Annotated in this window: 18 protein-coding genes; 16 read left to right on the top strand and 2 right to left on the bottom strand. The window is 33.0% G+C overall.

The genetic code is table 11. From position 1 onward, the window contains the following. The first annotated feature begins 27 nt into the window (after window positions 1–27). The 14 genes from ACT53I_RS11755 (at window position 28) to ACT53I_RS11690 (ending at window position 10,003) form a co-directional block, all read left to right on the top strand. Entirely contained in the window at window positions 28–2,028 is a 2,001-nt protein-coding gene (locus ACT53I_RS11755; RefSeq protein ID WP_476079795.1) for a TonB-dependent receptor domain-containing protein, read from the top strand. A 182-nt stretch (window positions 2,029–2,210) separates the two neighbouring features. Continuing rightward, window positions 2,211–2,654: a hypothetical protein gene (locus ACT53I_RS11750; RefSeq protein WP_476079794.1), complete on the top strand. Its 444-nt coding sequence runs from the start codon at window positions 2,211–2,213 to the stop codon at window positions 2,652–2,654. After that, window positions 2,655–3,272, top strand: a complete 618-nt coding sequence (locus tag ACT53I_RS11745; RefSeq protein WP_104792901.1) for a Crp/Fnr family transcriptional regulator — start codon at window positions 2,655–2,657, stop codon at window positions 3,270–3,272. Window positions 3,273–3,334: 62 nt separating this feature from the next. Next, the gene (locus ACT53I_RS11740; protein ID WP_476079792.1) at window positions 3,335–4,120 is read left to right on the top strand and encodes a sulfite exporter TauE/SafE family protein; all 786 of its coding nucleotides are present in this window, start codon (window positions 3,335–3,337) and stop codon (window positions 4,118–4,120) included. A gap of 154 nt (window positions 4,121–4,274) precedes the next feature. Further along, complete coding sequence (locus ACT53I_RS11735) at window positions 4,275–5,687, top strand: MBL fold metallo-hydrolase (protein WP_476079791.1); 1,413 nt, start codon at window positions 4,275–4,277, stop codon at window positions 5,685–5,687. Then, a complete protein-coding gene (locus ACT53I_RS11730) occupies window positions 5,687–5,983 on the top strand; it encodes a cupin domain-containing protein (protein ID WP_476079790.1) in 297 nt (98 codons plus the stop codon). Before ACT53I_RS11735 ends, ACT53I_RS11730 begins: the two co-directional genes overlap by 1 nt. Window positions 5,984–5,985: 2 nt before the next feature. Beyond that, complete coding sequence (locus tag ACT53I_RS11725) at window positions 5,986–6,567, top strand: methyltransferase (protein WP_476079789.1); 582 nt, start codon at window positions 5,986–5,988, stop codon at window positions 6,565–6,567. Between the two features lie 23 nt (window positions 6,568–6,590). After that, entirely contained in the window at window positions 6,591–6,794 is a 204-nt protein-coding gene (locus ACT53I_RS11720; RefSeq protein WP_476079788.1) for a YgaP family membrane protein, read from the top strand. 59 nt (window positions 6,795–6,853) lie between these two features. Beyond that, the gene (locus ACT53I_RS11715) at window positions 6,854–7,057 is read left to right on the top strand and encodes a DUF6132 family protein (RefSeq protein WP_476079787.1); all 204 of its coding nucleotides are present in this window, start codon (window positions 6,854–6,856) and stop codon (window positions 7,055–7,057) included. 3 nt (window positions 7,058–7,060) lie between these two features. After that, complete coding sequence (locus tag ACT53I_RS11710; protein ID WP_476079786.1) at window positions 7,061–7,372, top strand: rhodanese-like domain-containing protein; 312 nt, start codon at window positions 7,061–7,063, stop codon at window positions 7,370–7,372. Window position 7,373: 1 nt separating this feature from the next. Continuing rightward, window positions 7,374–7,571 (top strand): hypothetical protein, encoded by a 198-nt coding sequence (locus ACT53I_RS11705; RefSeq protein ID WP_069800439.1) that lies wholly within the window; start codon window positions 7,374–7,376, stop codon window positions 7,569–7,571. Between the two features lie 54 nt (window positions 7,572–7,625). Further along, window positions 7,626–7,925: a thioredoxin family protein gene (locus tag ACT53I_RS11700; protein ID WP_069800441.1), complete on the top strand. Its 300-nt coding sequence runs from the start codon at window positions 7,626–7,628 to the stop codon at window positions 7,923–7,925. 8 nt (window positions 7,926–7,933) lie between these two features. Continuing rightward, complete coding sequence (locus tag ACT53I_RS11695) at window positions 7,934–8,815, top strand: helix-turn-helix domain-containing protein (RefSeq protein ID WP_213190336.1); 882 nt, start codon at window positions 7,934–7,936, stop codon at window positions 8,813–8,815. Between the two features lie 282 nt (window positions 8,816–9,097). Continuing rightward, complete coding sequence (locus ACT53I_RS11690; RefSeq protein WP_476079785.1) at window positions 9,098–10,003, top strand: DUF4476 domain-containing protein; 906 nt, start codon at window positions 9,098–9,100, stop codon at window positions 10,001–10,003. Window positions 10,004–10,082: 79 nt separating this feature from the next. On the opposite strand, the gene ACT53I_RS11685 is transcribed toward ACT53I_RS11690, so the two are convergent. Continuing rightward, window positions 10,083–10,661, bottom strand: coding sequence for a Tll0287-like domain-containing protein (locus tag ACT53I_RS11685; protein ID WP_476079784.1), 579 nt, complete (start codon window positions 10,659–10,661; stop codon window positions 10,083–10,085). 77 nt (window positions 10,662–10,738) lie between these two features. Here ACT53I_RS11685 and ACT53I_RS11680 point away from each other — a divergent pair, with 77 nt between their 5' ends. Then, window positions 10,739–11,152, top strand: a complete 414-nt coding sequence (locus tag ACT53I_RS11680; protein WP_476079783.1) for a YybH family protein — start codon at window positions 10,739–10,741, stop codon at window positions 11,150–11,152. Here ACT53I_RS11680 and ACT53I_RS11675 read toward each other — a convergent pair. After that, window positions 11,130–11,897 (bottom strand): amidohydrolase, encoded by a 768-nt coding sequence (locus ACT53I_RS11675; RefSeq protein ID WP_476079894.1) that lies wholly within the window; start codon window positions 11,895–11,897, stop codon window positions 11,130–11,132. The two genes, ACT53I_RS11680 and ACT53I_RS11675, sit on opposite strands and share 23 nt — an antisense overlap. 122 nt (window positions 11,898–12,019) lie before the next feature. Here ACT53I_RS11675 and ACT53I_RS11670 point away from each other — a divergent pair, with 122 nt between their 5' ends. Continuing rightward, the gene (locus ACT53I_RS11670; protein WP_069800447.1) at window positions 12,020–12,460 is read left to right on the top strand and encodes a DUF6646 family protein; all 441 of its coding nucleotides are present in this window, start codon (window positions 12,020–12,022) and stop codon (window positions 12,458–12,460) included. Window positions 12,461–12,571 lie beyond the last annotated feature (111 nt).

Here is a 12,571-nt window from a genome sequence, read left to right as displayed (position 1 = left end):
GATTATTTAATCTAAATTTTAAAAACAATGAATATTAAACTTTATAGCATTGCTGCAATATTTTTTGCAACAACTCACACTTTATTTGCTCAACAAGAACAAGACAGCACTTACCGAAATATAGAGGTCGTAAAAATTACCAAAGTTTTACCTAAATCTCAAAACAAACAAAACTTAGAAACCAAGCAATCTGATTTACTGAATCACGATGCGGGAAAATTCCTGAATTCTATTCCAGAAATTAACGGAATTAAAAAAGCAGGAAATTATGCTACAGACCCTGTTTTGAGAGGTTTCAAATATGAGCAGTTGAATATTGTTATTGACGGTGCTGCTCATGCCGTAAATGCGTGCCCAAGTAGAATGGATCCTGCAGTTTCTCAAGTGAATATGAACATGGTTCAAGAAGCTGAAATTTACAAAGGTCCTTATCATTTCCGTTATGGAAATTCTTTCGGAGGAACTATTAATTTCGTAACCCTTGCTCCTGAATTTACAGAAAATTTAAAATTAGGTGGTAGAATTTCATCAGGCTACGAAAGCAACGGAAACGTTTTTAGAAATGAATTATTTTCTCAACTTTCACACCAAAAAATTGTTTGGGATTTATTCGGTTCTTATCAAAAAGGAGACCGCTACAAAGACGGAAATGGTGACGAAGTGCGTTCTGCTTTTCTAAGATACAACATGGGAACCAAAGGAAATTTCAAATGGAATGACCAAAATGTAACCACATTACAAATCAATACCAACCAAGGAAGAGATGTAGAATTTGCTGCGCTAAACATGGATTTAATCTATGACAAAACATGGATGTTTCAGTTAAAACATTTGGCAGAATTCAACCAAAAATATTTAAAACACTTAGATTTTAATTCTTACTACTCTTTCGTAGACCATTCTATGGGAACTCCTGATAGAAAAATGGTTTCTGACGTACAATCTACCACTTATGGAGCCCGATTAGAATCTAAATTCGCTTTTGGAAAAAACACTTTCTACACTGGCTTAGATTATAAACATGAAGGCGCGGAAAATATCAGAATGATTATGCCTGCAATGATGCCAATGAGAGACGGAACTTCTTGGCAAGATTCTTCTACTGACCAAATCGGTTGGTTTAATGAATATCAAATCAATTTTAAAAATTCAAAATTAGTAGCTTCTCTTCGTTTAGATTACAATAAAGGTGATGCGAAAGCACTTTCTAATCTATTCAAAACACTTTACGGAGACGGAAAAGCAGAAAACTTGAACCACAGCTTAAGTTTAGGATATAATAAAAATTTGTGCAACCATAATCAGCTGGGAATTTGGCTAGGAAGAGCACAACGAAGTGGAAGTTTAACCGAAAGATATATCAATAGATTTGCTGTAGGAATAGACGCTTACGAATTGGTAGGAAATCCTGATTTAAAACCTGAAACCAACAACCAAATCGACCTTATTTTCACTCATAAAAAAGATAATATTTTCTTTCAAGCAGATGTTTTCTATTCTTATTTAGAAAATTATATTTCTGGAGTGATTGTTCCCATCAAACCATATTCTATGACGGCACCAGGAACCAGACAAATCCAAAATATAGAAAAAGCCTTCAAAACAGGAGTGGAAACCAGATTTAATTGGCAATTTTTACCAAAATTCCGCACAGAATTAGCTGCAGCTTATACATATGCAGAAGACATGAACACCAATAATCCTTTACCAGAAATCGCTCCGCTAGATTTCCGCTGGAATGTGTTAGCAGATTTTTCGCCAGTAAGTTTGGGACTTCATTACAGATATTCAGCAAAACAAAGCAGAATCAATCCTACTTTTGGTGAATTTACTACTCCAGAATTTTCAGTGTTTGATTTCACCTCAAAATACAATGTTTTCAAAAATGCTACTTTAAGTTTTGATGTTTTAAACATTTTTGACCGTGCTTATGCAGAACATTTAAACAGAACACTTTCTACCAATAAAAAACAAAGAATTTTAGCCGTTGGTAGAAGCTTCAACATTGGTTTTAGCTATAATTTTTAATACTTTTTTATCTTTTGTGTCTAAAATGTTTTAGGCACAAAAGTTTTATTTTTTAGTCTAAGTAAGCCTAGCGAATTTTCCTAGGCTTTACTTTTAGAAGATTGACAAACCTCATCTCTTTTTACACATAGGAATGTCAATATTTTTGCTTAAATTTGTTAATCATCAAAAATAAAAAAATCATGGATAAAGCATTTATTTTATCTAGCATTATAGATGAGTATCAAAAAGTTATTGCAAACCTAAAAGCTTCGGTGGAACGCTATAAGCATGAATCTGATATTGACGAAGATAACACGTTAGACCCAGAAGATTACGCCAGACAAACAGAAGCCAAAGATATGCAACTTCGCTTTGAAAAAATGCTGAACGAAGCCAAACAAAATCTGAAATTTTTAGAAGATTCTAAATCAGAAACTAAGGAAATTGCAGAAGCTGGCGCTTTATTAGAGACAGATAAGAATTATCTGTTCATCGGAGTTTCTGTTCCAGCATTTAAATTGGGAGATAAGGATGTGATTTCATTCTCAGAAGACGCTCCTATTTACAAAAACGTAAAAGGCAAAACATCAGGCGAAACCATAGAAATGGGCAATAATAACTTTGAAATTAAAAATATTTTTTAAATGTCAAAAACTACAGAATTTAGCGCAACACCAGAACTTTTAAAACAGTTATACGAATACAGCATTATAAAAAATTACGAAGCTGGCGATGTTATTTTAGACGAAAACGCAAGAATTCGTTCTATCCCTATCGTTACCAAAGGAAGCATAAAAGTAATGCGAACCGAAGAAGATGGTAGAGAAATTCTACTCTATTATATTAAAGCTGGCGAAAGTTGCGTAATGTCTTTCCTTGGTGGTTTACACGGAGAAACATCTAAAGTAAAAGCCGAAGTAGAAGAAGATGCAGAAATATTATTCTTGCCCACGGAAAAAGTAGCACAACTCATCAAAACACATCCAGAATGGTTAGATTATATTTTCAAATTATACCATAAACGCTTTGAAGAACTGTTAGAAATGGTAAATGAAGTAACTTTCAAAAAAGTAGATGATAGATTACTCTCTTTGCTTCAAAAAAAATCAGAACTTACCGATTCTAAAATTATTCATACCACACACGAACAATTGGCCAATGAATTAGGAACAGCCAGAGTAGTGGTTTCCAGACTACTAAAATCGCTGGAAGAAGACGGCAAATTGAAATTAGGCAGAAATAAAATTGAACTTTTATCATAAAAATGCAACTTAAGTTGCATTTTTTTATTTTTACAAAACAGAACTTTGCAAAAATTCAATTAATGGAAATCTTAGGATACTTTTTCGCACTTATCATCGGGCTAATTATGGGAATAATTGGCGGCGGTGGCAGTATTTTAGGAGTTCCTATTTTTGTCTATCTGTTTGACATGAACGCATTAACCGCAACAACTCTTTCTCTTTTTGTAGTAGGTGTTGCGAGTGCAGTTGGCGCTACAGGAAATGCCAAACAAGGAAATGTAGATTTTAAAACTGCTTTATTATTTGGGATTCCATCTGTATTGTCTGTGATTTTTGTTCGCAAAATCATTTTACCTCATCTTCCTAATCCTCTTTTCAGCATAGGAACATTTCCTATTGAGAAAAATCTATTCATTTTAGTTCTTTTTGCTGCTTTAATGCTCATTTCATCCATTAAAATGATTGTAGGAAATCAAAAAATAGAAACTACAAATCAAAATCCGCAATATCCTATGTTGGTCACCCAAGGAATTGCTGTAGGTATGATTACAGGAATGATTGGAGCTGGTGGCGGTTTTCTCATTGTTCCTGCATTAGTCATGCTGCTTAATTTAGAAATGAAAAAAGCCATCGGAACCTCTATGATGATTATTTCTATGAATTCTCTTTTGGGTTTTTTAAGCTCTCAAAAAACAGAAATCAATTGGCAATTTCTTTTGATTTTCACTTCTATTGCTGTCGTTGGAATGCTGATTGGAATTCAATTAGCAAAAAAAATAGATGGTAAAAAGCTGAAACCTGTTTTCGGTTGGTTCGTATTGACAATGGGAATTTATATCATCATCAAAGAAATCTTTTTTCACTAAATCTCTTTAATAGTGATTCTCTATCAATCTATGTGATTTTTGTTACAGAAATCTATTAAAATTTACCCCATTTTTGTACTACAAATTACGAAGAAAAAAAGTCATAGATTTTTTGTTGTAACTTCGTAGTGTAGTAACATATAAAAATATTAAGATGAAAATAGAACAAATTTATACTGGTTGTTTAGCTCAAGGAGCTTATTACATCGTTTCTGAAGGAGAAGCAGCCATCATTGATCCATTAAGAGAGGTACAGCCTTATCTTGATCGATTGTCAAAAGACAATGTAAAACTCAAATACATTTTTGAGACACATTTCCATGCAGATTTTGTATCTGGTCACGTAGATTTATCTAAAAAAACGGGAGCTCCTATTATATATGGACCAACTGCTGCTCCAGAATTTGAAGCCATCGTAGCAGAAGATAATCAAGTTTTCGAAATTGGAAAAATAAAAATCAAAGTTCTACATACTCCTGGTCACACCATGGAAAGTTCTACCTATTTATTGATAGACGAAAATGGTAAAAACCATGCTATTTTCTCTGGTGACACTTTATTCTTAGGAGATGTAGGAAGACCTGATTTAGCTCAAAAAGCAGCAAATCTTACGCAAGAAGAATTAGCAGGTTTGCTTTATGATTCATTATACAATAAAATTCTTCCTTTAGAAGATGATATTACCGTTTATCCAGCTCATGGCGCTGGTTCTGCATGTGGAAAAAACATGCAAAAAGAGACTGTAGACACTTTAGGAAATCAAAAACAAACCAATTATGCTCTAAAACAAACCTCTAAAGAAAGTTTTATTGCTGCAGTTTTAGACGGTTTAACCGCTCCACCGAAATATTTCGGTATGAATGTAGCAATGAACAAAAAAGGCTATACCAGTTTTGATGAAGTTTTAGCAAAAGGTAAAACCGCACTTTCAGTAGATGAATTTGAAACCGCTGCCGAAGAAACTGGAGCTTTAATTTTAGACACTAGAAATGCTGCAGAATTCTATAAAGGATTTATTCCTCAATCGATTAATATCGGTTTGAAAGGTGATTTTGCACCTTGGGTTGGTAGCATGATTGTAGACGTACAACAACCTATTCTTTTGGTATGTGATGATTGTACTGAAGAAGAAACCATTACTAGACTTTCTAGAGTTGGGTTTGATAATGTTTTAGGATACTTAAAAGGCGGTTTTGAAAGTTGGAAAAATTCAGGAAAAGAAATAGATACCGTTCATAGAATTTCGCCAGAAGAATTTGCAGAAAAATTCAATGAAAACAGCAAGGTTATCGACGTAAGAAAAGAAGGAGAATATGCGGCAGAACACGTAAATGATGCTTATAGCAAACCATTGGCTTACATTAATGATTGGGTAGGAAACATCAATCCAGATGAACATTTCTTCTTGCATTGCGCAGGTGGTTACAGAAGCATGATTGCTGCAAGTATTTTACAAGCAAGAGGTTATAGAAATTTCACAGAAGTAGAAGGTGGTTTTAACGGAATTAAAAAAACAGAAAAAGTTCCTACTACAGATTTTGTATGTCAAAGTAAAACCGCATTGTAATGAATATTTTCGAAAAAACAAACTTCACAGGAGACAAACCTTCTGTAGTAAGCATCAAAAAAACGGATAAAGTCAACCTTTTTACTGTAGGCTTATCAGAAAAACAAGTGTTAGCAAAGCATATCACAACTATTCCTGCAACTTTAGTTTTGCTAAGAGGGAAAGTAGATTTTAACATCTCTGGAGAAACAACTGTTTTAAGAGAAGGAGATGTTTACGAAATCCCTGTAAATGTAGAACACGAAGTGGTAGGAAGAGATATAGAAAATGTATTCTTAATTGTAAAAGAGTTATAAAATTGAATCAATTCGATCAAAGTTTTTGGAATTCTCGTTGGGAAAATGGCGAAACAGGTTGGGACATTGGCGAAGCCTCTTCACCTATTGCAGAATATTTTTTGCAAGTAGAAGATAAAGATGTTAAAATATTAATTCCCGGTTGCGGAAATGCTCACGAAGCAGAATTACTTTTAGAAGAAGGTTTTACAAACATCACGCTTCTGGACATTGCTCAGAAAGCTTGCGAAGTGATTTCTCAGAAGTTTTCTCACCACGAAGTAGAAGTCATCTGCGAAGATTTTTTCGAACACCAAGGAAAATATGATATCATTGTAGAACAAACATTTTTCTGCGCACTTGACCCAGTTTTAAGAGCAAAATATGTAGAAAAAATGCACGATTTACTTGCCGAAAATGGCAAAATCATTGGAGTAATGTTCAATAAAGACTTCGGGAATCCATTCCCTCCATTTGGTGGAAATATAGAAGAATACAAATCTCTTTTCAGCGAAAAATTCGAGATTAAAACATTAGAAAACTGCTACAACAGTATAAAACCAAGACAAAACACCGAAGTTTTTATTAACTTCACTAAAAAATAAAACTCACCATAAAACAAAAAAATATGAAAAAAAACATGGGAGCAACAGACAAGTACATCAGACTTTTCGTTGCATTAATTTTAGCCGTTTTGGTTTACCTAAAAGTGATTGAAGGAACTTGGGGAATCGTGGCAACTGCAGTTGCATTCGTTTTTCTATTAACTGGAGCCATCGGCTTTTGTCCGCTTTATACTTTATTTGGCATTAACACTTGCAAAAGAGAGTAAAAATTAAAATTTTGCCAAAGTTGAGTTTCTAAAAACTTTGGCAAAATTCATCAAAAATTATGGAAAATTTTATTAAAAAATACAAATTAGGACTCATCGGAATCATATTAGGCGGAATTTTAGGTTACGCTTATTACCATTTTATTGGGTGCAATACCGGAACTTGTGCCATTACGTCTAAACCTATCAACAGTTCGGTTTATGGTATGGTGATGGGTTATCTTATTCTTTCAACTTTCGAAAAAACAAAAGAAAATAAATAAAACATGTTAGGATTTTTAAAAAACTTATTTGGCGGTAAAAGTGTAGACTACGCAGAATTGGTAAAAAATGGAGCTCAAATTATAGACGTAAGAACGCCTGCAGAATTTAATGGAGGTCATGTAAAAGGCGCTAAAAACGTTCCGCTACAATCGCTAAGTCAAAATTTAGGAAAAATCAATAAAAACAAACCTGTAATCACGTGTTGTGCAAGTGGCGCAAGAAGTGCTGCTGCAAAAAGCATTTTACAAAACAGTGGATTTATAGAAGTTTATAACGGCGGTGGTTGGATGAGCCTTAAAAACAAATTATCATAAAATGAGAAATTTCTTTAGCGATTGGAATTTGAGAAGAATCGTCTATTTGATTGGTGGAATATGGATTGTGGCGCAATCTGTAATGGATAAAATGTGGATTCTCATTCCATTTGGGTTGTATTTTGTTGCCATGTCTGTATTTAAATTTGGTTGCGCTTCAGGAAATTGTACTGTCACAAATCATAAAAACCTACCATAGTTTCTCTGTCTTTTTTTAGTAAATTTGTTTTAACTTTTTATAAAACAAAGAGATATGTCACAAAAATTTCAAGAAATCATCAGTTCTGAAAAACCAGTGTTAATAGACTTTTTTGCAGTGTGGTGTCAACCATGCAGAGTACAATCTTCTGTATTAGTCACTGTAAAAGAACAAGTAGGAGATAATGCCAGAATCATAAAAATAGATGTAGACCAATATCCTGATATTGCGGCTCAATATAACGTGAGAGGCGTTCCTACCCTTGCTCTTTTTAAAAAAGGTGAAATGCTTTGGAGAGAAAGTGGCGTACATGATGTAAATACTTTAGTCAACCTCATCAATCAACACAAATAATCTCATTCATGAGTAATTTTCCTGTTTATAGCGCTTGCGATTTGATTTCTACTGAAAATTCAGAAAGTGAAATCGTAGTTCATGAATTGCAAGATTTATTGACAGAAAAAAGTTTTATTCCAGAAAAACCTCATCGTCACACTTTTCACCAGATTCTGTACGTAGAAGAAGGCGCTGGAATTCATAAAATAGATTTCGAAGACTATTCTATAGATTCTCCAATCATCTATTTTATTTCTGCGGGACAAGTGCATGATTTGAATTTCAAAAAACAAGTGACCAAAGGTTATTTGATTAATTTCAATGCAGAATTTTTCACTTCATTTCTCGCAAAATCTCATTGTATAGATAAATTGCCATTTTTCAGAATTAATGGAAACTTTACTTCTTATCAAATCAAAAAAGACAAAGCTGAAGAACTCAAAGAAATTTTTGACAAAATTAATTTCGAATACAAACAACAAAAAAGAAAATCCGAAGATTTAATCAGAATTTATCTTCTCGAATTGTTTTACTTCATTTTAAACGACGAAGAAAATACAGACGAAAACATAAATATTACCAATCAAAGAATTTTAATCAATAAATTCCAAAAGCTGGTAGAAGAAAACTATACCGCTGAACATTATCCCAAATTTTATGCAGACAAGCTCGCGATTACTGCAAATTACCTCAATTTCGTATGTAGAACTTTCGCAGGCAAAAAGGCTGGAGAAATCATTAGAAACAGGATTATTCTAGAAGCCAAAAGGTTGCTCATCAACTCAGAATTAAGCATTTCTCAAATTTCTTTTCAATTAGGTTTTGAAGACAATTCTTATTTTACCAAGTTTTTTAAAACCCACGCTAGAATTTCGCCTTCTGAATTCAGACAACATCTTAATAAATAAAAATTACCATTTTCCGAAGATTTTTTACAAGAATTTATTGCAATTCTTAGCATACCTTTGTATTGTAAAATTACATACAGAACAAACGCAAAACTTTTCATATTTTTTATAAAAACGCAACTAAAATCATAAAATTTTGTTGCGTTTTTCCTTTATAAAGCCTTTCCAGAAAGCGTTTTCTGACTTTGGCACGGAAATAGAATATCTCATAACAGCAACCCTAAGTTTTTCGAGGCAAGACTTTAGAAGCAGCCAAGAAAAACTTATTTAAATAAATATAATATGAGAAAATTTTATTTTTTATTAGCCGCATTCATCGCACTAGGATTTAGTGCACAAGAAGCAGGAAAAGCTGGAGAATTATTAAAAAACGAAGCGAGCAAAACCGAAACTTCTGCAAAAAATGAAGCTTTTGGCAGAAATAATTCTCAAGATAAATCTTCAGTTTTTAGAAACGATAATGGTTTTAGAAATTCTACAGAAAAATCAAGACCTAATTATAATTGGAACCAAAACTACGCTTATGGTTACGCCGAAGTTTTCTTAAGAATTCCAGAGCAAGGTTACTTTAGCATAGAAATTGGTGACCAAAAAATTTCTAACGCTTCAGGAAAATTTAGATTTTTTGACTTGATGCCAGGAAACAACGTTATTTCTATCTATGAAAGAAATTTCCTAGTGTACAGAACCAGAATCAATATTAAAAACAATACCAGATTGGTTTTAGACTATTTTACACATCAAGGTTTATATCTTCTAGGAACCTACAACCTAAGAAACAACTACGGAAATGTTTGGAATGACACTTGGAACAGTCCTTACGGAAATGGAAACGGAAACTCTTGGGATCCTTATGATGATTATCAAAACGATTATGGATACGGAGATGCTTACGGAAATGTAATGAGCGAAAGAGAATTCTCTTCTTTCTTACAAATGCTTAAAAAACAGAGTTTTGATGACAGAAGATTAGATTTCTTAAAAAGCCAACTCAATAGAACTGATTTCAACACGAGACAAATCAAATCTATTATGAAAGAGTTCAGTTTTGATAAAAATAGACTGGAATTTGCAAAGATGGCTTATAGAAATTGTGTAGACAAAAGAAATTATTTCGAATTATACGACGCATTTGACTTCGAAAGTTACGCCAGAGAATTGAACAAATTTGTTCAAAACCAAAGATAACCCAATCATTCATTCATATATACAAAAAGTCGGTTTCAGAAATTCTGAAGCCAACTTTCTTTATAGGAAAACACTTCATTTAGTTCGGTTTAATCACCATCAAACCTCGCATTTCATTTTCTTGATAACCTGTCGCTTTATCATTAGGATAGAGTGATTTTATTTTAGCTAAGGTTTCTGGTTTTACATCTTTTTCGGAGCCATGACATTGTAAACACATATTATTAGTGGTAATTGGCGCATAAAAAACTCCGTTTTCCTTCGTTGCTTTTAGTTCTTCTTTTTTGGCCAATTGTGCTTTGAACTGTTCTATAATTTTCAATTCAGCAGCATTTGCCGCATTATCAGGATTTCTATTTTTATCAGAAACTCTTTTTATCATCACATTATGCTGGTCTTCCAACTGTTTGGTAAGCGGAATGGCGTTTACATTACAAAATTCTAAAGCATTTTCAGCTCCTTTTTCAGAAATTTTCTGCGTAAGATTGGTCACCAAATTCTTTTTGGTTTCTTCGGCGATTTTTTTAAAATCAGCTTTCGTTAATTGTTTTTGCGGAATAATTTCCTTGGGCAAAACACCTTTATTTCCCGTTTCCTTGGAACATTGAATCAAAAATCTTCCTGAAACTGCGAGCGTTAAGTAAATTCTTGTTTTCATAATTGTTTTTTCAAATTTGTGAATTTAATGCTTGACTGAGCGTAACTTTTGTTACTTTTACCCAAAGTTAATGAATTATGAAAAATCTTTTTACAATTATTCTGTTATCAAGTTTCGGTATCTTTTTCTCACAAGAAAAAGACATTTTGAAAGTTTTGCATACACAACAAACCGCTTGGAATAATGGCGATATTGAAAATTTCATGAAAGGATATTGGAAAAATGATTCACTGCTTTTTATCGGTTCAAAAGGACCAACTTACGGTTGGCAAAAAACACTAGACAATTACAAAAAAACTTATCCCAACAAAGAAATGATGGGCATTCTAGAATTTTCTGACATTCAAGTGAAAATGCTAGGCAAAAAACACGCTTATGTTTTTGGGAAGTGGAAACTTATCCGTGCAAATGATACTCCTCATGGAATTTACACTTTGGTTTTCCAGAAATTTAATGACGGCTGGAAAATTATTTCAGACCATACAAATTAAAATCATCTGCATCATTCAAAAATGGAAACTCTTTTCTGAAAGCTTCTAATTTTTGCAAATCTAATTCTGCAAAGATTAAATCTCCATTTTTAGTAGAAATGTCTGTTCCATCTGCAAAAAAACAATGACTGCTTTCTTGATATTTCAAGTTATTCCCGTCTTCGCCAGTTCTATTTAAGGCAAAAACATAGGCTTGATTTTCGATTGCTCTTGCTCTATTTAATGTTTCCCACGCCAAAACTCTGGTTTTTGGCCAATTCGCGACATTTAGAATGACATCATAATCTTTTCTGTTTCTAGCAAAAACTGGAAATCTTGCATCAAAACAAACTTGTAACAAAAACCTGAATCCTAAATATTTCACCACTACTCTTTCCGTTCCTGCAGTGTAGACTTTATCTTCGCCAGTGTAAGAAAAAAGATGTCTTTTATCGTATTGATGGTAAGTTCCGTCTGGTTTTACAAAATAAAATCGGTTATAGAATTTGCCATTATCCTTCACAGAAACGCTTCCGCCAATTGCAGCATTTTTAGTTTTGGCAAAATTCTTCATCCAAGTCAAAGCTAGTTCTTCTTCATCTGCAACTTCCTGAGCTTTCATGTAGAAACCTGTAGTAAACATCTCAGGAAGCAAAAACAAATCTGCTTCTAAATCTTTGAATTTTTCTTCTATCAAAAGAAAATTTTCATGTTTTTCTTTCCAAATAATATTTTGACTTAAACCGATGATTTTCATAATGCTTATGTTTCAGAATTTTTAAAATGTTTTACAAAATTACCACAAAAGTATCTTCGTTAGGCAACATTACTATAAATTTGTCGTTAGAAAAACAGAAATTCAAATAAAACTTAAAAATAAATATTCTTATGAAAAAATTAGTATTAGCATGCACAATGTTGTTCGCAGGACAATTAGCATTTGCACAAGCATGGCAAGGTAAAGGCGACCAAAAATTACAAGTTGGTTTTAACGGTTACGGAAACGGAACTGGCGTTACAGCAACGTACGATTATGGAGTTTCTAATGTAGTTTCTTTAGGAGCAGGAGCAAATTTCTATTTCGACGGATACAGAGACAATAATGAAGACAATAACGTTTTTGTTTTTGGTAGAGTTAATTTCCACCTTCAAGACGCTCTTAATATGCCGAGCAAATGGGATTTATATCCTGGTTTAGACGTAGGTTTATTAGGAAATACATTCGGACTAGGTGCACACTTAGGTGTAAGATATTTCTTCAACAATAATGTAGGTGCATTTATAGAAGCTGGTAACAATGGTAGCATAGGTTTATCATTTAACTTCTAATAAAAAATTCAACAATATTTAATGGAAAAGACGCTTTTTGGCGTCTTTTTTTATTTGGTACAGTTTTAGTGAGAGAGAATTATTACATTTGCATAACTTTAAAAAAATTAA

The organism is Cloacibacterium sp. DMC96 (genome assembly GCF_056313765.1).
Note: the sequence above shows the minus strand (reverse complement) of the source record. Positions and strands in the feature narration are given on the sequence as shown.